Genomic DNA, 21,476 nt, shown 5'->3' with positions numbered 1-21,476 from the left:
CGGACGCCCCCGGGTCAGGCCCGGATGCCCGCCCGGAACTTCGGCACCCGCAGCGTGATCTTCATTCCGGCGCCGATGTTGGTGTCGACGACGAGGCCGAAGTTGTCGCCGAAGGCCGAGCGCATGCGGTCGTCGACGTTGCCGAGGCCGACGTGCGCGCCGGAGAGATGGGCGTCGTCGAGGTCCTCGTTGAGCCGGGCCGGGTCCATGCCGACGCCGTCGTCCTCGACGACGATCACGCACTCCGAGCCGGCGTTCTCCGCGCGGATGGTGACGGTGCCGCCGTTTGGCTTGCCGGACAGCCCGTGCCGGACCGCGTTCTCCACCAGGGGCTGCAGCGCGAGGAAGGGCAGGACGACGTTCTGCACCTCCTGGTCGATCTGGAGCTTGATGTTGAGCCGGTTGCCGAAGCGGGCCTTCTCCAGCCGCACGTAGCGCTCGATATTGTTCAGCTCGTCGAGCAGCGTCGTGTACTCGCCTGCCGAGCGGAACGAGTAGCGGGTGAAGTCGGCGAACTCGATGAGCAGCTCGCGGGCCCGGGCCGGGTCGGTGCGGATGAACGAGGCGATCGTGGTCAGTGCGTTGTAGACGAAGTGCGGCGAGATCTGGGCGCGCAGGGCGCGGACCTCGGCCCGGTTGAGCCGGGCGCGGGAGTCGTCGAGCTCGGCGAGCTCCAGCTGGCTGGAGACGTAGCGCGCGACCTCGCCGGTGGCCCGCAGAACCGGAGGGCCGGCCGTCGAGGGGGTGAGCGCGGCCAGCGTGCCGATGATGTTCCCGTCGCTCTCCAGCGGGACGACGACGATCCCGCGCACCTCGCAGCCCGGCTGGTTGCACTTGATGGCGGTGTGGCTCATCAGCTCCATGCGGCCGGTCCGGACGACCGTGTCCGCGAGCGTCTGCACGTCCTGCTGGTGCTGGTCGGCGCTGCCGTCCCAGCCCAGGACCGTGCCACGCGAGTCGGTCATCGCCATCGCCGTGGTCTCCAGCAGCTGACGCAGGTACGGCAGCGCCTGCGACGCCGAGCGCGACGACAGCCCCTCCCGCAGCACCGGCGCGGCCAGCGCGACCGTGTGCAGCGCGGAGAACGTGGCCTTGGCCAGCGGCGACACCATCGTGTTGCGTCGGTTGCGCTGCCACAGGAAGAAGAACACCGCGACGACGGCGACGACGACCGCCACCACGAGCAGCAGCGCCATGGAGGGGGTGAGCGTGGTGGATCCGTCCACGACTGCGAGTACCCCCGTTCCCGCGCCCGCCACTAGCGCACCAACCGGGACAGGCGGCGGTCGGCGAGCGGTTTCCCCCCGGTCTGACAGGTCGGACAGTACTGGAATGATCTCTCCGCGAACGACACCTCGCGCACGGTGTCGCCGCAGACCGGGCAGGGCAGCCCGGTGCGGGCGTGCACGCGCAGCCCGGAGCGCTTCTCCCCCTTGAGCTCGGCGGCGCCCTGGCCGACCGAGCGGGACACCGCGTCGGACAGCACGGCGTGCAGCGACTCGAACAGGGTGTCCCGGGCGGCGGCGTCGAGCCGGGACGCGGTGGCGTAGGGCGACAGGCGCGCGGTGTGCAGGATCTCGTCGGAGTAGGCGTTACCGATGCCGGCGAGCGTCGACTGGTCGGTCAGCAGGGTCTTGAGCCTGCGGTTGTCGCCGTCGAGCAGCTCGTCGAGGCCCGGCCGGCTCAGCTCCAGTGCGTCCGGGCCCAGCTTCGCGATGCCAGGGACCTGCGCCGGGTCGTCCACGAGGTACACGGCGAGCCGCTTCTGGGTGCCCTGCTCGGTGAGGTCGAAGCCCGGCCCGCCGACCTGGTCGAGGTGCACCCGCAGCTGCAACGGGCCGCGGCCCGGCCTGGGCGGGGTGACGCCCGCGGTGGTGTGCCAGCGCAGCCAGCCGGCCCGGGACAGGTGCGTGACCAGGTGCATCGGGCCGGCGTCGGGCCGGTCGGCGAAGTCGAGCGACAGGAACTTCCCGAACCTCGACGCCCCGGTCACCACCCTGCCCACCAGCGCCGACACCGGCGGGTCGAACGTCTTCAGCGCGCTCATCGAGGCCAGGTCCACCCTGGCCACCGGGCGGTACACGGCGTGCTCACGCAGGTGGTGGGCCAGGGCCTCCACCTCGGGCAGTTCGGGCACCGCGACTCCTAGTTGATCGGCTGCAGCGGGCTGTCCGCGTGGCCGGGCGTCGAGCGGTTCTTCAGGCTGCGCACGACCACCTTGGTCTCCTCGCGCGCGGTGGCGAGCCCGCGCACCATGCCCGTCCACTTCTCCGGGGGCAGGTCGTAGCCGCCCTGGGTCTTCGCGGTGATCGTGAACGGCCTGCGCAGCAGCCAGCGGAACGGGAAGAAGCCCAGTCCGACGATGACGACGAGCCAGTAGAACCAGGGGAAGACCACCCCGTCGGGCGCCCAGACGATGAGGACCAGCCAGAAGAACGCCAGCGTGCCGAGGATCAGCACGACCGCGCCGTTGCCCGCGTCGACGTCGTGCTCGAACTCGTCACCGACCGCCGGCGTGGTCCACTCGATCCGCCGGCTCACCTGCCATTCACGGTAGTCCGCCGCGATGACCGTCTTCGTCGTCAAGGTGTCCGCTCCCCTGCCCCGGTACCACCGACGATGTTCCCACAGGGCACCGACAGATCCGAGCCCTCACGCGCCCGCCACTCCGAGGTGGTGGGTGGGGGCGGGTGGTGGGGGTCAGCAGGCGGGCCGGACGGGCTCGCGTTCGGGGGCGCCGGGGGCGAGCAGGCCCGAGCGCAGGAGCTGGACGGTGACGCCACCGTCGTTGCGGACCTCCGACGGCTCGCCGTCCCCCAGGAAGAACGCCTCGCCGGCCCCGAAGGTCTGGGGCTCGCACCGGCCCGCCCGCACGACCGTGACCGTCCCGCCGCGGACCGCCGTCAGCATCGTCCCGGGGTGGCGGATCCAGCCGGTGGACTCGCCGGGGAGCAGGCTCTCCTCGCGGACGAGCATGTCCGCGGGGCCCGGGGTCGAGATCTCCACGGGCCGTTCGATCCGCCCCTGGGGATCGGTCGCACCGGTGATCGGACGCGCCGGCCGCTCGCCGTTCCCCGGCACGGCCACCGCAGTGGTCGGTGGCGGTCCCGGGTCGACGGGGACGATCTCCACCGTCGTCCCGTCGTCGGAGGGGGCGGCGTCGGACCCGTGGCCGAGCTGCCCCGGCTGGGCGCACCCCGCCAGCAGGGCGGCGGTCACGACCAGCAGGGCCGGTCCGGCGAGGTGTCGTGCGAGCGGCACGGGCGGTGTCCCTCCGGGCGCGATGCGTGAGTGCACCGCACGGTAGTGGCACGTCACCACGTCAGCGGCAGCCGGGTCGTCCCACCTCGAAGGAGGTGTGCTCCACCCCTTCGTGTGACCCAGCCGGATCCGCTGTGGAGTGATTGCGATCCGCTCTGCAGCCAGGTGGTGCAGCTCACGGCCGATTACTTTGCATTGCGCAACGCATCCGCGCATGCTTGCGCGAGTCAACTAGTTGCGTGGTACACGCACTACCGAGAGGGGGTCCGCGATGAGCACCGCACAGGCTGCCGCCGCCGAACCCGCCGATGCCGACCTGGAACTCGCCGACTCGATCGTCCGGGAGCTGTTCCTGCTGGTCCGCCAGGTGAAGCGGTCCGCCGAGCGGCACCGGCCGGAGATGATCGTCGACATGGCCGGCTACCACGTGCTGACCCACCTGCACTTCGTCGGCCCGCAACGAGCCGGCGAGGTCGCCGCCACCTTCCACTCCGATCCCTCCACGATCAGCCGCCAGGTGTCGTCGTTGGTCAAGTCCGGGCTGGTCGAGCGCCGTGCCGACCCCGGCGACGGTCGCGCCTCGCTGCTCGCCGCGACCCCGGAAGGCGTCCGGGTGATCGAGACCGAGCGACGTCGTCGCGCCGAGGTCATCGCCACCGTCCTGGCCGCGTGGAACCCCGACGACCGCCAGGCCCTCACCGTCCTGCTCGGCCGTTTCCTCGACGACTACCAGACCTTCGAAGCACAGGAGTCCTGAGAATGTCCACCGCTGCCGCCAGTGCGCAGCGCCCCGCCACCACCACCGGCGACGGCGAGCTGACGCACCGGCAGATCCTGACCGTCCTGGGTGGACTGATGCTGGGCATGTTCCTGGCCGCCCTGGACCAGACGGTCGTCTCGACCGCGATCCGCACCATCGCCGACGACCTGTCGGGTCTCAACCTGCAGGCGTGGGCGACGACGGCCTTCCTCATCACCAGCACGATCACCACCCCGCTCTACGGCAAGCTCTCCGACATCTTCGGCCGCAAGCCGCTGTTCATGACCGCGATCTCGATCTTCCTGATCGGCTCGATCGCCTGCACGTTCGCCTGGTCGATGTACTCCCTGGCCGCGTTCCGCGCGCTGCAGGGTCTCGGCGCGGGCGGCCTGATGTCGCTGGCGCTGACCATCCTGGGCGACATCGTCCCGCCGCGTGAGCGGGCCCGCTACCAGGGCTTCTTCCTCGCCGTGTTCGGCACGTCGAGCGTGATCGGCCCGGTCATCGGCGGCCTGCTGTCCGGTGTGGACTCGATCGCGGGGCTCGAGGGGTGGCGCTGGATCTTCCTGGTCAACGTCCCCATCGGACTCGTCGCGCTGATCGTCGTGCAGCGGGTGCTGAACATCCCGCACGTCCCGCGGCCGGCCCGGATCGACTGGCCCGGCGCCCTGGCGCTGACCTTGTGCCTGGTGCCGGTGCTGATCGTCGCCGAGCAGGGACGCGAGTGGGGCTGGGACTCCACCTCGTCGATCGTCTGCTACGTCATCGGCGTCGTCGGCCTGCTGCTGTTCCTGCTGGCCGAACGGGCCTACGGCGACGCCGCGCTGATCCCGCTGCGCCTGTTCCGCACCGGCATCTTCTCGCTCTCCGCGGTGCTGAACCTGCTCATCGGCATGGCGATGTTCGGCGGCATCGCACTGCTGCCGCAGTTCCTGCAGATCGTGCACGGCGCGACGCCGATCGAGGCCGGGTTCATGATGCTGCCGCTGGTCGGCGGGATCATGGTCGCGTCGATCCTCTCCGGCCAGCTCACCTCGCGCACCGGCCGCTACAAGATCTTCCCGGTGATCGGCACAGCGTTCATCACGATCGCGATGGTGCTGCTGTGGCAGACCGTCACGCCGTCGATCCCGATCTGGCAGCTCGACCTGACCATGGCGCTGCTCGGCCTCGGCCTCGGTCTGTGCATGCAGACCCTGGTGCTGGCCGTGCAGAACGCGATGCCCGCACGCGACATGGGCGTCACCACCTCGTCGGTGACGTTCTTCCGGCAGATGGGCGGCACGCTCGGCACCGCGATCTTCCTGTCGGTGGTGTTCTCCACCGCCGGCGACAAGATCGCCGACGCCATCCGGTCCGCGCTCGGCACCAGCTCGTTCCGGGCCGCGCTGACCGACCCCGCCGTCGCGGCCGACCCGGCCGACGCGCAGGTCGTCGGGGCACTGCAGTCCGGCCAGGCCGGCGGCCTGTCCAGCTCGGTGCTCGCCGACTCCTCGTTCCTGCAGCGGATCGACCCGCGGCTGGCCGCACCGTTCCAGGAGGGCTTCACCAGCGCGATGACGCTGGCGTTCCTCATCGCGGCCTGCGTGATCGCGGTGGCCTTCGTGCTGGTGCTGTTCATCCGGGAGCTGCCGCTGCGCACCATGTCCGGCGCCCAGGCCGCCCTGGCCGAGGCCGCCGGTGAGGGTGGTGCCGCCGCATCGGTCCCGACCGAGGCACTCGCGACGGTCGCCCCGGCACCCGCTCCCGCCACCCGGGGCGACGGCGGTGGACGCCGGGCGGACATCGCGCCGCCCACCACGCCGATGCCCGTCGTCGCCCGGCAGGAGCCGCCGCACCCGGCACCCCAGGCCCGGCCGCGGCCGCACAACGGCACCGTCGGTGACGCCGCCGCGGCCGCGGGCCTGGACCACCTGCACTCCACGGGTGGCGACGGTCCGACCCTCACCGGACGGGTCCAGGGCAGCACCGGCGCGCCGGTGCCCGGGGCGGTCGTCACCGTCACCCGGCTGTCCGGCGACCAGGTCGGTCGCACCACCACCGACGGCGACGGCCACTACCGCGTCGTCGTCGCCGAGCCCGGGCGCTTCCTGGTCGTGGCGGCCTCCGCGGCGCTGCCGCCGCACGCCGCCACGGTCTCGGTCGGCACCGAACCGGTCCGCCACGACGTGCGGCTGTCGGTCAGCAGCGGCATCCGCGGCACCGTGCTCGACGCCGCGGGCACCCCGCTGCCCGGGGTCACCGTCTCGCTGATCGACCACGGCGGCGACGTCGCCGCGGCCGGCCGGTCCGGTGAGGGCGGACGCTGGGCGCTCGACGGCGTCCCGGCCGGGCGCTACACGCTCACCGCCGCCGGCGAGGGCGTCGACCCGGTGGCGGTCGGCGTCGAGGTGCCGAGCTCCGGCACGGCGGTCCAGGACCTGCGGCTGCCGCAGCGCTCCCGGCTCACCGGCCGGGTCACCGCGGCGCCCGACGGGCACCCGGTGGCGCACGCGCTGGCCACGCTGATCGTCGCCGAGGGCGCCGTCGTGGGGTCGCGGCTGTCCGGCCCGGACGGGACCTTCGCCTTCGAGGGCCTGCACGCGGGCAGCTACACCCTCGCGACCAGCGGCTACGCCCCGGTCGCGACGGTGGTCGCCCTCGAGCCGGGCCGGGTGACCCACTCCGACGTGGAGTTCCCGCTCCCGCTCGACGGGCACACGTCCACGAACGGCAACGGGGCCGCGTCGGGCAACGGATCACAGAACGGGCGGCACGTCCGTGAGGGAGAGCAGGGCGTGCGGGGCGAGGCGCACCGCTGACCCACCCGTCCGTGTTCCACGTGGAACGCCCCGTCCTTCCCGTCACGGGAGGGGCGGGGCGTTCTCCGTCTCCGGCACCACACCGGGCGGCGTGACGGCTACAGCGCGATCGCCGCACCCACCCCCGACCGCGGGTCGACCGCGGCGTGCAGTGTCCCGGGCCCGCCGCCCCCGGGGACGGCGGCTCCGGTCCCGACCGCGCACATCCGGCCCAGGGACCAGGCGCCCGCGTCGTCCACGGCGTGCCCGCGGCGAGTCAGCCCGGCGAGGGTGTCGGGCCCCAGCCGGGACTCGACGACGAGCCCGTGCGGCTCCCAGCCGCGGGGCGCGAAGGACGCGGGGAACGCCGTCGAGTGCCAGGTCGGCGCGTCGATCGCGGCCTGCAGGTCCAGCCCGCCGTGCACGAGCGCGAGCAGGAACGCGAGCTGCCACTGGTCCTGCTGGTCCCCGCCGGGCGTCCCGAAGGCCAGCGCGGGCACGCCGTCGCGCAGCGCCAGCGACGGCGACAGCGTCGTGCGCGGCATCCGCCCGGGCGCGAGCGTGCTGGCGAGCCCCTCCTCCAGCCAGAACATCTGGCCGCGGGTACCGAGGCAGAACCCCAGCTCCGGGATCGTCGGCGACGACTGCAGCCAGCCCCCCGACGGCGTCACCGAGATCATGTTCCCGGCGGCGTCGACGACGTCGACGTGCACCGTGTCCCCACGGGCGACGCCTTCCCGCGACACCGTCGGCTCGCCGGTGCCCGGACCCTCCGTCCCGGAGCCACGCCCGGCGCCCGGCGTCGCCGCGTAGTCGCCGATCCGGGGGGTGCGCCCACCCGGCGAGCCGGGCCGCAGCCCGCTGTCCGACACCGGTGCGATCAGGCCCCGCCGGGCGTCGGTGTAGTCGTCGGAGAGCAAGTCGGCGAGCAGGTCGGGGGGCGCGCCGTCGCCGTACCAGGCCTCTCGGTCGGCGAAGGCGAGCTTCGCGGCCTCGGCGGCGGCGTGCACCGTGTCGAGGGTCGCGACACCACCGGGCAGTTCGAGGTCCAGCCCGGCGAGCAGCCGCAGCTGCTGCAGCAGGACCGGCCCCTGCGACCACGGGCCGCACTTCGCGACCGACCAGCCGGACCCGGCGTCGGCGACGAGCGCGTCCTCGTAGTGCGCCGACCAGCCGGCCAGGTCGTCGGCGGTGAGCAGACCGGTGTGGTCGCGCCCGGTCTCGTCACGGACCGGGGTCGCGGCGAACCGGCCGATCTCCTCGGCGACGAACCCGCGGTACCACGCGTCACGGGCGGCGTCGATGCGTGCCTCCCGGCTCGGGCCGACGGCCTCGTCGAGCAGCCGGCGCCACGTCGCGGCCAGCACGGGCAGCCGCACCCGCTCGCCCACGGCGGGGACCCGGCCGTCGGGCAGCCACGTCGCCGCCGACGACGGCCAGTGCGTCCTGAAGTGGTCGGCGACCGTTCCGATGGCCGCGGGCACCCGCGGGACCAGCGGGAACCCACCCGCGGCGTAGTCGAGCGCCGGGGCGAGGACGTCCGCGAGCTCCCAGGTTCCGTGGTCGCGGAGCAAGGTCAGCCAGCCGTCCCAGGCCCCGGGGACCGTCGCCGGGAGCAGGCCGGTACCGGGGACGATCGCGCAGCCCAGGTCACGCACCCGCTGCGCGGTCGCGGCGGCCGGGGCGACGCCCTGGGCGCACAACACCCGCGGGACCGGGTCGTTCGCGGTGACGAACACGGCGGGCAGCTCACCACCCGGCCCGCACAGGTGCGGCTCGACCACCTGCAGCACGAAACCGCAGGCGACGGCGGCGTCGAAGGCGTTCCCGCCCCGCGCCAGCACCGTGGCCGCGGCGGCCGTGCCGAGATGGTGGGTGCTGCTGACCGCGCCGTGCGGCCCGATCCGGTCGTATCCACGAGGCGCCACCCCCGCATCCTCACACGGACGCGCTCACCCGGTGGCGTCGCGCAGCTCGCTCACCAGCGGGACCTCCAGCACCCGGTCCGAGGACATCCACTCCCGCAGCGCGTGGGTGGCCAGCACGTCATCGGTGTTGTAGCCGAGCAACCGCTCCCGCTGGACCGGGTCGGGCTCCCCGCCGTCGAGCGCGACGGCGGCGCGGTACCAGCGCATGGAGTTCTCCCCGCCCGCCTCCGGGTCCCGCCACGAGAACCCGGCGGCGGGGGCGATCTTCTTCAGCCCCTTGCCCTGCGCGCACAGGAACCAGGTGGAGACCACGCCGTAGAGGTCCACCCAGCACGGGTCCGCGACGAACGCGCGCACCTCGGCCTCGGTCGGCACCCCTGGCATCCCGGCGAACCGCTGCGCCGAGGCGAACATCCAGCGGTTCTCGGCCTGCTCGTTGTAGCAGTACGCGGCGAACGTGCGCCCGGATGCGAGCGCGGTCGCACGCACACCGGTGAACCAGGTCCAGAACTCGCCGAACGAGCGGCCCTCGTCGCGGGTGGGGAGCGGGTCCCAGGTCGCGAACGCCCGGTAGCCGGTCTCCGGGTCGCCGTCGCGGGCACCGCCGGGCAGCGTCAGCAGCGCACCCCACAGGTAGGCGCCGGACTCGCCGAAGCTCTCCATGTCGACGTCGACCTCGACGTCGGCGCGGCTGACCGGCACCCGCGGCACCCGGCGGGCGACGGCGAGACCCCGCCGGCGCGCGCGGGCCAGCGCGACGAGGTCGGAGAACGGCGGCCCGGGCAGCGGACCGGTCAGCTCGGCGGGCGGGGCCGCCGGGTCCAGCGCGGCCAGCCCCGCGACGGTCGCGACGCCCGACTCCCGCAGCAGCCGCGCCGTCTCGCCGTGGGCGACCAGGCTGACGTCGTCAACCTGCTCCAGCTCGGCCTCGCACGTCGGCCACCAGGGGCAGCGGCGGCACTCGGTGATCCGCGACGGCGCCGCCAGCGCGGGGCCGCCGGTCGCGGCGGACCGGGCGACGGCGGCGCGGTCGGCGAACCGGGCGTCGTACTCCTCCAGCGTGGACCGGCCGCCGGGCCAGTGCCCGGCCCGCAGGTCGTGCCAGACGACCACGTCCGCGTCGAGCCCGATCACACCGCCGAGCCGCGGGGCCGACTCCGGCGGCGCCCAGCCAGCGGCCTGCAGCAGCCGGGTCAGCTGGGCCAGGGCCAGCAGGTCTCGCGGCTGGGAGCGGACCTTGCGGTCCGGGTCGTGCCGGGCCCGCTGCGGCCACGGGTCGGTGACGGCGGTGGTGCGCGCCCCCTCCCCCGGATCGGTGATCCGGCGGCGCACGACGAGCAGCGGGACGTAGCCCCCGGTGGGCGCGCGCACGAGCAGCTCCGCGGTGCCGCGCCGGTCGCCGTCGACGGGCAGGACCGCGCCCCAGATCAGCGGCGCACCGGCCGCGACGAGCTCGGCCGTGCGCTCCGCCCTGGCCGCCCGCGGTCCGGCGCCTGCCCCGGCGGACGCGGCCGCGCCGTCCGGCCAGGTGCTCGCCCAGTCCGCACCCCAGGTGCGCGCGAGCAGCTCGCCGATCCGCTCCCGGTGCGCCGCCGCGTCGGCCCGGCGCTGCTCGATCGCCGGATCCGGCAGCGCCCGCGGCCGCTCCGACGCCGACGGGGCGTGGTCCAGGTGCACCCGACGGCGGCACCCGCTCAGCGCCGCCGCGTCCAGCAGGACACGGGGCGCGGTACGGGGTCCGGTCGAAGTGCTCACGGCTCCCGAGGGTAGAGACCACCCCCGACAGGACCGGATCCGCGTGACGCGCCGTTCCCCCGGCCGGGTGGTGTCGGTCCTGCGCGGGCGGTGGGCGGGGCCCTAGGCTGCGTCGACACGGCGATCATCTGCCGAGCCGACCCGGGAGGACACGACATGGGACTGCTGCGCAGGAAGCCGAGCGCGGGCGAGCGCGCCGCGGCGGCGACCAGGGAGGCGGCGGTCGACGCGTCGGAACGGGTGCAGTCGGCCACGGTCCAGACCCTCGAGTACACCCGCGAGACCGCCGACAAGGCCGCCGAGAAGCTGCACCGGCGCGCGGTGAAGGCCCGCAAGAAGGCCGAGGCGGCGTCACGACGGGCGGAGAAGGCCGGCCGCAGGGCCGCACGCAGCACGCGTCGCGCCGTCGGGGAGGGCACCGCCACCGCGAACAGCCTGCTGAGCTCGGCCGACCTCAAGGCCCGCTCGGCCGACCGGAAGGTCGCCAAGTCGGCCGCGAAGGCCGACGCGAGCGCCCGCAAGGCCGAGGCCAAGGCCGCGCACGCCGCGGAGAAGGGCAGGCTCAAGAGCGACACGCTGGCCGCGAAGCAGGCCGAGCGCGAGCGCAGGGCCCGCGAGTGGAACGCCAAGAAGGTCCAGCGCTACCTGGGCATGGCCAAGGTCCTCGCGCCGCTGCTGGCGCCGTACGCGATGGCCGCGGCCGGGTCGCTGCGTCACCGCCTCGACGACCACCGCTCCCGGCGCCTCGGCGTGTCCCCGGACGAGCTGGGCGGCTACTCCGGCCCCGGCGGCCGGCTGCACGCGCGGCTGTCCCGGATCGCGCGCACCATCACCGAGCTGCGCGAGGACGGGACCGTCGACCGCGACCAGGCCGCCAAGCGGTTCGCCGACGAGACCGAGCCGCGGCTGCACGACCTCGCCGCCGCCGTCCGGGCCGCGGAGAACATGCCCGCCGCCCGCCGCAAGGCCGCCTTCCGCACGGTGTCGGCCGACCTGGACCGCCTCGAGGTCCGCCTGCTCGACCACCTGGGCGTCCGCTCCTGAGTCCGCTCCTGCGGGCCCGGTCGACACCGGGCCCGCAGGACGGTTCAACCACGCGGCACCACGCGCGAGGCCGCGCGTGCCACCCGCGGGGTCGAGCGCGCTACGCGCGGTAGTTCTCCAGCAGCCGCAGCCACACCTCGCTGATCGTGGGGAATGCCGGCACGGCGTGCCACAGCCGGGACAGCGGCACCTCGCCGACCACCGCGATCGTCGCCGCATGCAGCAGCTCGGCGACCCCGGGCCCGACGAAGGTGACCCCGAGCAGCACCTCGCGCTGCGGGTCGACGACGGCGATCACCCGGCCGGACCAGTCGTCCGCGGTGAGCGAGGACCCGGCGACGGCGATGTCCATGTCGACCACCCGCACGTCGAGTCCCTCGGCGCGGGCGACCGCCGCCGTCCGGCCGACCCAGGCGACCTCGGGGTCGGTGAACACGACCTGGGGCACCGCGTGGTGGTCGGCGGTCGCCGCGTCCTCGCCCCACGCGGCGTCGTCGAGCGGACGGCCCGCGGCGCGCGCGGCGATCGCGTGCGCGGCGATCCGGTCCTGGTACTTGCCCTGGTGGGTGAGCGGGGCCCGCCCGTTGACATCGCCGACGGCGTAGAGCCAGTCCCCGGCGGCCAGCCCCGAGTCGTCGACGACGATCTCGCCGCGCCGCCCGAGGCCCACCCCGACCGAGTCCAGGTCCAGCCCGTCGGTCGCCGGACGGCGCCCGGTCGCGACGAGCAGCCGGTCCACCTCGACCTCGTCCCCGCCCCCGCGCAGCACCGTCGCGTCCCCGGCCCGGCGCACCTCGTCCAGGCCGGTGCCCAGCCGCAGGTCGACGCCGGCCTCCCGCAGCCCGGCTGCGACCCGTTCGGAGGCCTGCGGCTCGGTACTGGGCAGCACCCGGTCGCCGTGGTTGAACAGCGTGACCCGGGCGCCCAGCCGGGCGTGGGCCAATGCCATCTCGCAGCCGACGACACCGCCGCCGAGCACCCCGAGCCGGCGCGGGACCTCCTTCACCGAGGTCGCCTCGCGCGAGCCCCAGTACTCGACCGTGTCCAGCCCAGCGACGTGCGGGACGACCGGCACGCTGCCGGTCGCGACGACGACGGCGTGGCGCGCGGTCACCTCGGTCTCGGTGCCGTCGGCCGCGGTCACGACGACGCGCCTGGTCCCGGCCAGCCGCCCCCGGCCACGCAGCACGGTGACCCCGGCACCCTCGGCCCACTGCACCTGGCCGCTGTCGTCCCAGTCGGAGGTGAAGCCCGTGCGGCGTTCGAGGACCTTCACCGGGTCGAACTCGGCCCGCACCCCGGGCAGCCGCCGGGCGTCGGCGACGGCCTGCGGGGTGCGCAGCAGTGCCTTCGACGGGATGCAGGCCCAGTACGAGCACTCCCCGCCGAGCAGCTCGGCCTCCACCAGCGCCGTGGACAGGCCGGCGTCCACCGCGTAGCCGGCGGCGTTCTCACCGACCGGGCCCGCTCCGATCACGACGACGTCGTAGCTCTGCTCGCTCATGGCACCGACCTTCCCGCAGGAGGGCCGTGTCATGTCACCCCAGGGCGGTGACGGCGTCGCCCAGCTCGGTGTCGCCCCCGCGCAGCTCCAGCGTCGTGCCCGCGGTGCCCGGAGCGGCCAGCAGCGCGGCGACGGTCGCGGCGGAGTCGTCGCGGGTCACCTCACCGTAGGGCACCGGCGGCGGGGCCAGGGTGACGCGCCCGGTGCCCGGGTCGTTCGTGAGCCTCCCGGGACGCAGGATCGTCGCGTCGAGACGCCCGTCGGCGCGGATCGCGACCTCGGCGGCCTTCTTCGCGCGGATGTAGGCCGCCCACACCTCGCCGCGCTCGGGGTCGGGCTCGGCGTCCACCCCGGGCGAGGAGACGAGCACGTAGCGGCGGATCCCGGCGGTCGCGGCCGCGTCGGCGAGCAGGGTGGCGCCGTCGCGGTCGACGGTCTCCTTGCGGGCCACGCCGCTGTCCGGCCCGGCCCCCGCCGCGAAGACGACGGCGTCGGCACCGGTCAGGTGCGCCGCCAGGTCCCCGGCGGCGACCTCCTCCAGGTCGGCGACGACCACGGACGCGCCGGTGGCCGTCACGTCGTCGGTGTGGTCGGGGTTGCGCACGATCGAGCGCACCGTGTGTCCCTGCCCGGCGAGCAGGGTGGACAGTCGCAGCGCGATCTGTCCGTGTCCTCCGGCGATGACCACGTCCATGCGGCCACGCTAGGCCGGACGGGCGCTCACCGCTTGGTCGGCTTGAGCGTCCAGACGATCGTCATGGCGCCGGTCTGCACACCCTGGGCGTCGGTGATGGTGACGTCGACGGTGAACTCCGGGCAGTTCCCGGCGTCGAGCTCGGCGAGCACCTCACCGGCCGGGCGGGTCAGCACGGCCTCGGCCCGCAGGTCGCCCTTGGCGAGCTTGAGGTAGCGGATCTCCGAGCGCACGACCAGCGGTACGGCGCGGTCCCCGGCCGAGGCGAACGCGGCCAGGCCGACCGCGCCGGAGGCGGTCTCGCCCAGTCCGAACATCACCGCGGCGTGCGGCCCGCCGACGTGGTTGTGCTGGTCGGAGCGGTCGGGGAGGAACGCCTCGACCCGGTCGGTGGTGATCGCCCCGAAGGTGATCCCGGCGGTGGTCACCCACGGCACCGCCTGCGTCATCGCACCGGCGACCCAGCTCGCGTCATCAGCCATGAGCCGACCCTACTCGTCAGTAACCTCCAGGGAAAGCGACGCCCGTTTCCTCACGGTTCTCGCTGTGCGAGAACGAACCCCCTTGTCCGTCGTGCGCAACGGGGTTGAGATCGATGTGACAGCAGGCACACCTAGTCCCACCACCACGATGCGCAACGCCGCGCGTCCGAGGCTCGGAGGTACCGCCAGTGAAGGCCGTGCGGGTGCACGCGTACAAGCAGGACCCCCAGATCGACGAGATCGAGGAACCGACGATCCAGGGTCCGCTCGACGTCATCGTCAAGATCGGCGGTGCCGGCGTGTGCCGCACCGACCTCCACATCATCGACGGGGACTGGGCCGACATCCAGAACCCCGACCTGCCCTACGTGATCGGCCACGAGAACGCGGGCTGGGTGCACGCGGTCGGCGACGGCGTCACCAACGTCAAGGTCGGCGACACCGTCATCCTGCACCCGCAGCCGTCGTGCGGACTGTGCACCATGTGCCGCTACGGGCGCGACATGCAGTGCACCGGGGACGCGTTCTTCCCCGGCCTGTCGAACGACGACGGCGGCATGGCCGAGTACCTGCGCACCACCGCGCGGTCCTGCGTGAAGCTGAACCCGGACACCAACCCGGCCGACGTCGCCGCGCTCGCCGACGCGGGCATCACGGCCTACCACGCGGTCCGCAAGGCGGTGCCGTTCCTCTACCCGGGCACCACCGCGGTCGTGCAGGGCGCGGGCGGGCTGGGCCACATCGGCATCCAGGCCCTCGCCGCGCTGACCGCCACCAAGATCATCGTCGTGGACCGGAACCCGGACGCACTGGAGCTGGCGAAGCAGATCGGCGCCGAGGAGACGGTCGTCGCCGACGGCAACCAGGTCGAGGTGGTCCAGGAGCTCACCGGTGGCGGCGCCACGGTGGTCTTCGACTTCGTCGCCGAGCAGGGCGCGGAGAACGACGCCTGGGCGATGACCGGCCCGGCCGGCTACAACTTCGTCCTCGGCTACGGCGGCACCCTGTCCGCCCCCACGCTGGACTTCGTCGCCGGCGAGAAGAACGTCATCGGCAACATCGTCGGCACCTACAACGACCTGGCCGAGCTCATGGTCCTGGCCCAGGCCGGGAAGGTCACCCTGCACACCGTCCAGTACAAGCTCGACCAGGCACTGGAGGCGCTGCACGACCTGGACGCGGGCAAGGTCCGCGGCCGGGCGATCCTCGTTCCCTGACCTGGACAGTCATACGTACGTACAAGACGAACGTTCTTTCCCTGACCCACCACCGATCAGCAGAGCTGCTGACGCAGGAGGAACCACATGTACGAGAAGGACGGCGAGAAGTACTTCATCGTCGACTCCCACAGCCACTTCTGGGACGCCTCCAGGGAGAACTGGGTCGAGGGTCGCGAGCAGTACGCCAAGGGCTGGATCGACTGCTTCTACGGCTACCACCAGCTCGGCCCGCCCGAGACCCACTGGGACTGGGAGCACTACCTCAAGGTCTCGCAGGACGACTTCGAGCGCGACGTCTTCATCGAGGGCCACGTCGACCACTCGATCTTCCAGTCGACGTACCTCAAGGAGTGGTACAAGAACGGCTTCAACACCGCCGACCAGAACGCGGCGCTGCTGGAGAAATGGGGCGACCGGATCATCGTCAACGGGCGTTTCGACCCGCGTGACGGCGACGAGGGTATGAAGGAGTTCGAGGCGGACTGCGCGAAGTACCGGCACAAGGGCGTGAAGCTCTACACCGCGGAGTGGAACGGCAGCTCCCGCGGCTACAAGCTCACCGACCCGGAGTGCTACCGCTTCCTGGAGCGGGCCCAGGAGCTGGGCATCAAGAACATCCACGTCCACAAGGGCCCGACGATCTGGCCGCTGGACAAGGACGCGTTCGACGTCGCCGACGTCGACCACGCGGCCACCGACTTCCAGGGCCTGAACTTCATCGTCGAGCACGTCGGCCTGCCGCGCATCGAGGACTTCTGCTTCATGGCGGTGCAGGAGCCCAACGTCTACGCCGGTCTGTCGGTCGTCGTCGGCGGCCTGATGCACGCCCGTCCGAAGTTCTTCGCCAAGGTGATGGGCGAGCTGCTGTTCTGGGTCGGCGAGGACAAGATGACCTTCGGCAGCGACTACAACATCTGGACGCCGAAGTGGCAGGTCGAGGGCCTGGTCGACTGGCAGATGCCCGACGACGACCAGTTCGCCGACTACCCGCGCCTCACCACCGCGTCGAAGAAGAAGATCCTCGGCCTCAACGCGGCGAAGCTCTACGACATCGAGGTCCCGGCCGACTGCCGGCTGCCCGACACCACCGCCGACGAGCCCATGGCACCGGGCGAGGAGCTCGTCGACAACACAGCGGGGGCGCAGGCGTGACCCCGCGGCCTGCTGAGAGCCCGCTCCGGCAGGCCGTGTGGTCGGCGCTGGGGACGGTGCTCGACCCGGAGCTGGACGAGCCGATCACCGAGCTCGACTTCGTCGAGTCGTGGACCGTCTCGCCCGCCGGTGAGGTCACCGTCGGGCTCCGGCTGCCGACGTTCTTCTGCGCTCCGAACTTCTCGTTCCTGATGGTCGCCGACGCCTACGACGCGGTGACCGCGGTACCGGGAGTGACGAGGGCGGAGGTGACGCTGGCCGACCACCACGCCTCCGACGAGATCAACGGTGGGGTCGCGGCGCACGCCGGGTTCGTCAAGTCCTTCGAGGGCTCGATCAACGGGGAGGCCGCGGCCGAGCTGGACGAGCTGCGGCACACGTTCCTGGCCAAGGCCGCGCTGGCCGGTCAGGACCGGGTGGCCCGCCCGCTCGTCGACGCCGGCCGGGGTCCCGACGAGCTGGCCGGGCTGACGCTCGGCGAGCTGGCCGGGACCGAGGCCGACACCGAGGAGCTGACCCGGATGCGGACCCGCCGGCGGACGATCGGCCTGCCCGCCGGCGACGACGCACCGCTGCTGATCCACTCCGACGGCACCGCGGTGACCGTCGAGCAGGTTCCGCTGCACCTGCGGCGCGCGCGGTTGCAGCGGGTCGGGATCGAGACCAACGGGGAGTACTGCAAGGGCCTGCTGAAGATCCGCTACGAGACCGGCCGGACGGCGGCGACCGCCGGCCGCTGACCACCGCACGCGACCCCCGGGCCGCGCCCCTCCCCGAGGGACGCGGCCCGGACGTGTGCGCGCCCCCCGGGTCCGCGCACGCATCCGGAGACCGCGCGCCCGAGGTCCGCTCGCACCACCGAGTCCGCTCGGCCCAGAGTTCGCGCGCTGATCCGCAGTCCGCGCGCGTCACGGCACGCGCGGGGAACGGATCAGCGCGCGAACCGTGGATCATCCCGCGGGCGGGCCGGCGTCCAGGACGCGCACGGTGTCGGTGAGGCGGTAGCCCGCGCCGTGCGTGAACGGGGCCAGGGCGTCGAGCAGGGCCGCGCGGACGGCGGCGGGGCCGGCGTGGCGCGCCGCGTGGCGCCCCGGACCGGACGCGAGCACGCCGGCGATGAGGTCGTCGGCGTCGTCGTGCACCACCGGGACCCGCACGACGGCGATCTCCCGGACCGCCAGCCCGGCCAGCCGTTCCAGCCGGGCGGGGTCGGTCAGCGGGGGCGCGCCGACGCCGCTGCGGTCCGGCCCGGGGTTGTTCTGCGGCGGCGGGGGCGCGGCCCCGGTGAGCGGGGCGAGCGCGGCCCCGATGACCGCGGCGTCGCACTCGTCGGGGGTGCCCCAGACCGTGGCCCGCACCGCACCGCCCGGCGCGCACACCCGGCCCGCCTCGCGCAGCGCGAGCACCGGGTTCGTGAGGTGCTCCAGCACCTGTACCAGCGCGACCAGGTCGAACGCGTCCTCGGCGAAGGGCAGCTCGTGGGCGTCGGCGACCTGCAGCATCACCCCGGGAACGGCCCGTTCCGCGGCGGCGAGCGCGCGGGGTTCGGTGTCGACGCCGGTGACGGCCAGCCCGGCCGCCGTCGCGTCGGCGAGCAGCCGTCCGGCCCCGCAGCCGACGTCGAGCAGCCGCGAGCCCGGCGCCGTTCCCGCCAGGACGCGGTCGGACAGCGGGGACGCGGCAGCGGTGCTCACCCGACGGACGCTAGCCCCGCGGGCGCCCCGGTGGGGGTGTCCCCGCGGCTCGACGCTCCGATCGGACGGGCTTCGATCGGACGCGCTTCGGTGGCAAGGTCTCCACGACCGCGACCGCCTCGGCGACCCAGCCGGCGAGTTCCGGGCCGTCGAGGTCGTCGACGTCGGGCTCGCCGGTCACCCACAGCCAGCCGGCCATCTCGCGACCGCCCATCACCATGCGTGCGCTCCGCGGGCGCTCCAGCAGCGCCGCGGAGCGGTCCGCGGCCACCCGTACGAGCAGGCCGCCCCGCCCGCTCGCGGCCACGGTCAGGTGCCCGTCGAGCAGGAAGGCGTACCCGCCGAACATCCTCTTCTCGGTCACCGACCGCCCCGCGAGCAGGGCGCGGAGGCGGGCGGCGAGACCCTCGTCGTAGGCCACCGGGCGAGTATGGCCCTCAGCGGCCCCAGACGTCCTCGGCCACCGAGACGATCAGCTCCAGCTTGCGCTTCTGGTCGTCGACGGTCAGCTCGTTGCCCTCGACGGTGGAGGAGAACCCGCACTGCGGCGACAGGCACAGCTGGTCCAGCGGCACGTACCGCGCCGCCTCGTCGATCCGGCGCTTGAGCGCGGCCGGGTCCTCCAACGCCCCGGACTTGGTCGTGACCAGCCCGAGCACCACCTGCTTGCCCCTCGGGACGAACCGCAGCGGGGCGAAACCACCGGAGCGCTCGTCGTCGAACTCGCAGAAGAAGCCGTCGACGCCGAGGGTGCCGAACAGCGCCTCGGCGACGTGGTCGTAGCCGCCCTCCGCGGCCCACGAGGACCGGTAGTTGCCCCGGCACATGTGGGTGGTGACGTACATGTCCGACGGCCGGTCGGCGATGGCGGCGTTGATCTGGCGGATGTAGCGCAGGTGCTGGGTGTCCGGGTCGTCGCCCTTCGCGGCGAGCTGCTCACGGTGCGCCGGGTCGTTCAGGTAGGCCAGCGCGGTGTCGTCGAGCTGCAGGTAGCGGCACCCGCGGTCGTACATCGCCCGGAGCTGGTCGGCGTAGGCGCCGGACAGGTCGGACCAGAACTCCTCGATGTCGGGGTAGACGTCGGTGGAGATGACCGCCCGGCCGCCGCGGGCGTAGACCATGCTCGGCGAGGGGATCGTCAGCTTGGGGGTCGCCGTGGTGACCTGCGTGAGGTAGTCGAACGCCGAGGCGAAGACGGGTTCGTCGAGGTGCACCCGGCCGTCGACCGTCATCCCGGCGGAGGTGAAGTTGTTCTGGCCCGCCGCGTTGCGCATCGCGACCTCGACCCGGCCGGAGGTCTTCGTGACGCCGCCGAGGGCGTAGATGAAGTCCATGTGCCAGGAGGTGCGGCGGAACTCGCCGTCGGTGGCCGACCGCAGGCCGACCGACTCCTGCAGCGCGACGACGTCGGTGATCGCCGCGTCCTCGGCCGCGCGCAGGCCCGCGGCGTCGAGCTCACCCGCGGCGTGCCGCTCCCGGGCGGCGAGCAGGGCGGGCGGCCGCAGCAGTGAGCCGACGTGGTCGGCCCGGAAGGGCGGGACGGTGCGGACGAGCGACTCCACTGTCTTCTCCGGCATCCGGCGAACGTATCGCCGTGTCCGCATGTCCGCCGACATCACTTCCGGATGATGGAAGGTCCATCGCACCCCGTCGCCCATCGGGCCACCCTGGCCGGCTCAGCCGGACGCGGCGACCCCCGGCGCGGCGGACAGGTGCCGGGCCAGCGGCACCGCGGCCTCGCGCACCGCGCGTTCGAGCTCCCAGCGGCGCCCGGTGAAGTCCGCCCGGCTGACGACGACCGACAGCGCGGCCCGGCCGCCCGGGTGCGGCACCGCCACCGCGAGCCCGGCCCGGCCGCGGGCGTGCTCCTCCACCTCCACCGCGACCCCCGCCGAGCGGACCCTCAGCAGGTCGCGGTCGAGCAGCCGCCGGTCGGTGAGCGTGTGCGGGGTCAGCGGCGCCAGCGGCCCGTGCCCGAGACCGAGGACGTCGGCCAGCCGGCCGCCGTCGAGCCCGGCGAGCAGGGCCTTGCCCGGTGCCGTCGCGTGCGCGGGCAGCGGCTCCCCGGTCACCGCACCCGGGCCGGGGTGAGCCGCACAGGTCTCGGTGTGGGCGACGACGACGTCGTCGGACCGCAGCACGGCCAGCACCACCGCCGCGCGGGCCGTGGTGTGCAGCTCGGCGAGCACCTCACGGGCCGGGGCGGGCGGCACGATCGGGTCGGTCATCCCCCGGTAGAGCCCGACGACGCGATAGCCCAGCCCGTACCCGCGCTCGGCGTGCAGGCGGACCAGGTAGCCCTCCTCGACGAGCGTCCCGAGCAGCCGGTACGTCGTCGGCAACGGCAGCTCCAGCCGGCGGGCGAGGGCCTTGGCGCTGACCCCGTCGCCCGCCTCGGCGACCGCCTCGAGGACCCGCAGCGCTCGGCGCAGCACCGCTCCCGCGCCGTCGCCGACCATCCGCCTAGTGTCGCTGCGGGACCGAGGGCACGCCAGGACCGGGAGGACGACATGGCAGGGGCGTTCCGGCCCGTCGACCGGGCGGGACTCGCGGCGCACCTGGCCGAGCGCGCCACGGAGCTGCCCGGCCGGGTGCGCGTGCTCGTCGACGGCGCCCCGCCCGCGGCCCCGCTGGAGCTGGCCAGGGCGGTGGCGGAGCGGCTGCGCGCCGGCGGCCGCACCGCCCTGGCGGTGGACGCCGACGACTTCCTGCGCCCGGCCTCGGTCCGCCTGGAGCTCGGCCGCACCGACCCGGACATGTTCCTCGACGGCTGGCTCGACGAGCCTGCGCTGCGCCGCGAGGTCCTCGCCCCGATGGAACCCGAGGGCAGCGGCCTGGTGCTGCCCCGGCTGCGCGACACGGTGCGCGACCGCGCCTACCGCGACGAGCCGGTGCCCCTCGGGCCGGACGGCGTGGTGCTGCTCGCCGGCGGGCGGCTGCTGGGCCGGGGCCTGGCGGCCGAGCTGACCGTGCACCTGCGCGTCGGCGGGGCGGCGCTGCGGCGTCTGCTGGCCTCCGAGGACGCGTGGACGGTCGCCGCGTACACCCGCTACGAGAGCGAGGGCGATCCCGGTTCGTTCGCCGATGTCCTCGTGATGGCCGACCATCCCGACCGCCCGGCGCTGCGGGACGCCTGATCGGCGCACAACGTCCGAGCACGGAGCGTGGCCGGAACCCGGAAAAGAGAAAAGCGAGACCGGAA

At 73.9% G+C, this 21,476-nt stretch carries 20 protein-coding genes; 7 read left to right on the top strand and 13 right to left on the bottom strand.

Going from position 1 to position 21,476, the window contains the following annotated elements:
- Positions 1–14: 14 nt before the first annotated feature.
- The 4 genes from XF36_RS24645 to XF36_RS24630 form a co-directional block, all read right to left on the bottom strand.
- Positions 15–1,226, bottom strand: a complete 1,212-nt coding sequence (locus tag XF36_RS24645; RefSeq protein ID WP_226358149.1) for a sensor histidine kinase — start codon at positions 1,224–1,226, stop codon at positions 15–17.
- 32 nt (positions 1,227–1,258) lie between these two features.
- Complete coding sequence (locus XF36_RS24640; protein ID WP_060713800.1) at positions 1,259–2,137, bottom strand: DNA-formamidopyrimidine glycosylase family protein; 879 nt, start codon at positions 2,135–2,137, stop codon at positions 1,259–1,261.
- An 8-nt stretch (positions 2,138–2,145) separates the two neighbouring features.
- Positions 2,146–2,541, bottom strand: a complete 396-nt coding sequence (locus tag XF36_RS24635) for a hypothetical protein (RefSeq protein ID WP_238589008.1) — start codon at positions 2,539–2,541, stop codon at positions 2,146–2,148.
- Positions 2,542–2,700: 159 nt separating this feature from the next.
- Positions 2,701–3,261, bottom strand: coding sequence for a cupin domain-containing protein (locus XF36_RS24630; protein WP_145981498.1), 561 nt, complete (start codon positions 3,259–3,261; stop codon positions 2,701–2,703).
- A 271-nt stretch (positions 3,262–3,532) separates the two neighbouring features.
- Between XF36_RS24630 and XF36_RS24625 the strand changes: the two genes are divergently transcribed.
- Positions 3,533–4,018: a MarR family winged helix-turn-helix transcriptional regulator gene (locus XF36_RS24625; RefSeq protein WP_060713797.1), complete on the top strand. Its 486-nt coding sequence runs from the start codon at positions 3,533–3,535 to the stop codon at positions 4,016–4,018.
- A 2-nt stretch (positions 4,019–4,020) separates the two neighbouring features.
- Positions 4,021–6,822, top strand: coding sequence for an MFS transporter (locus XF36_RS24620; RefSeq protein ID WP_064485501.1), 2,802 nt, complete (start codon positions 4,021–4,023; stop codon positions 6,820–6,822).
- 98 nt (positions 6,823–6,920) lie between these two features.
- On the opposite strand, the gene XF36_RS24615 is transcribed toward XF36_RS24620, so the two are convergent.
- The gene (locus XF36_RS24615) at positions 6,921–8,729 is read right to left on the bottom strand and encodes a gamma-glutamyltransferase family protein (RefSeq protein WP_064485500.1); all 1,809 of its coding nucleotides are present in this window, start codon (positions 8,727–8,729) and stop codon (positions 6,921–6,923) included.
- Between the two features lie 24 nt (positions 8,730–8,753).
- Positions 8,754–10,484 carry a TM0106 family RecB-like putative nuclease gene (locus XF36_RS24610; RefSeq protein WP_060713796.1) on the bottom strand — a complete coding sequence of 577 codons (1,731 nt, stop codon included), beginning with the start codon at positions 10,482–10,484 and terminating at the stop codon, positions 8,754–8,756.
- A gap of 156 nt (positions 10,485–10,640) precedes the next feature.
- Here XF36_RS24610 and XF36_RS34550 point away from each other — a divergent pair, with 156 nt between their 5' ends.
- Positions 10,641–11,528 (top strand): DUF6474 family protein, encoded by an 888-nt coding sequence (locus tag XF36_RS34550; RefSeq protein WP_060713795.1) that lies wholly within the window; start codon positions 10,641–10,643, stop codon positions 11,526–11,528.
- A 100-nt stretch (positions 11,529–11,628) separates the two neighbouring features.
- Here the strand turns inward: XF36_RS34550 and XF36_RS24600 are convergent, their stop codons facing one another.
- From XF36_RS24600 to XF36_RS24590, 3 genes are read right to left on the bottom strand one after another with little or no spacing between them, the layout of a single operon-like run.
- A complete protein-coding gene (locus XF36_RS24600) occupies positions 11,629–13,032 on the bottom strand; it encodes a dihydrolipoyl dehydrogenase family protein (RefSeq protein WP_060713794.1) in 1,404 nt (467 codons plus the stop codon).
- Between the two features lie 34 nt (positions 13,033–13,066).
- Entirely contained in the window at positions 13,067–13,726 is a 660-nt protein-coding gene (locus XF36_RS24595; RefSeq protein WP_060713793.1) for an NAD(P)H-binding protein, read from the bottom strand.
- Positions 13,727–13,752: 26 nt separating this feature from the next.
- Positions 13,753–14,208, bottom strand: a complete 456-nt coding sequence (locus XF36_RS24590; protein WP_060713792.1) for a DUF4442 domain-containing protein — start codon at positions 14,206–14,208, stop codon at positions 13,753–13,755.
- Between the two features lie 188 nt (positions 14,209–14,396).
- Here XF36_RS24590 and XF36_RS24585 point away from each other — a divergent pair, with 188 nt between their 5' ends.
- The 3 genes from XF36_RS24585 (at position 14,397) to XF36_RS24575 (ending at position 17,320) form a co-directional block, all read left to right on the top strand.
- Positions 14,397–15,425 (top strand): NAD(P)-dependent alcohol dehydrogenase, encoded by a 1,029-nt coding sequence (locus tag XF36_RS24585; RefSeq protein WP_060713791.1) that lies wholly within the window; start codon positions 14,397–14,399, stop codon positions 15,423–15,425.
- Between the two features lie 87 nt (positions 15,426–15,512).
- A complete protein-coding gene (locus XF36_RS24580; RefSeq protein WP_020625500.1) occupies positions 15,513–16,580 on the top strand; it encodes an amidohydrolase family protein in 1,068 nt (355 codons plus the stop codon).
- The gene (locus XF36_RS24575; protein WP_020625499.1) at positions 16,577–17,320 is read left to right on the top strand and encodes an iron-sulfur cluster assembly protein; all 744 of its coding nucleotides are present in this window, start codon (positions 16,577–16,579) and stop codon (positions 17,318–17,320) included. The genes XF36_RS24580 and XF36_RS24575 overlap by 4 nt, the downstream gene beginning before the upstream one ends.
- Before the next feature lie 210 nt (positions 17,321–17,530).
- Here XF36_RS24575 and XF36_RS33050 read toward each other — a convergent pair whose 3' ends face one another.
- The 4 genes from XF36_RS33050 to XF36_RS24555 all read right to left on the bottom strand — a co-directional run bounded on the left by XF36_RS33050 (position 17,531) and on the right by XF36_RS24555 (position 20,733).
- Positions 17,531–18,274, bottom strand: coding sequence for a class I SAM-dependent methyltransferase (locus tag XF36_RS33050; protein WP_060713790.1), 744 nt, complete (start codon positions 18,272–18,274; stop codon positions 17,531–17,533).
- 10 nt (positions 18,275–18,284) lie between these two features.
- A complete protein-coding gene (locus tag XF36_RS24565) occupies positions 18,285–18,695 on the bottom strand; it encodes a TfoX/Sxy family protein (RefSeq protein WP_082375634.1) in 411 nt (136 codons plus the stop codon).
- 16 nt (positions 18,696–18,711) lie between these two features.
- On the bottom strand, positions 18,712–19,851 hold the full coding sequence (locus XF36_RS24560; protein WP_060713789.1) for a 5-methyltetrahydropteroyltriglutamate--homocysteine S-methyltransferase: 1,140 nt from the start codon (positions 19,849–19,851) through the stop codon (positions 18,712–18,714).
- Positions 19,852–19,950: 99 nt separating this feature from the next.
- Complete coding sequence (locus XF36_RS24555) at positions 19,951–20,733, bottom strand: IclR family transcriptional regulator (protein WP_060713788.1); 783 nt, start codon at positions 20,731–20,733, stop codon at positions 19,951–19,953.
- A gap of 51 nt (positions 20,734–20,784) precedes the next feature.
- Between XF36_RS24555 and XF36_RS24550 the strand changes: the two genes are divergently transcribed.
- Positions 20,785–21,411: a uridine kinase gene (locus XF36_RS24550; protein ID WP_060713787.1), complete on the top strand. Its 627-nt coding sequence runs from the start codon at positions 20,785–20,787 to the stop codon at positions 21,409–21,411.
- Positions 21,412–21,476: the final 65 nt, after the last annotated feature.

This window comes from Pseudonocardia sp. HH130629-09 (assembly GCF_001294645.1).
Classification (GTDB): domain Bacteria; phylum Actinomycetota; class Actinomycetes; order Mycobacteriales; family Pseudonocardiaceae; genus Pseudonocardia.
Note: the sequence above shows the minus strand (reverse complement) of the source record. Positions and strands in the feature narration are given on the sequence as shown.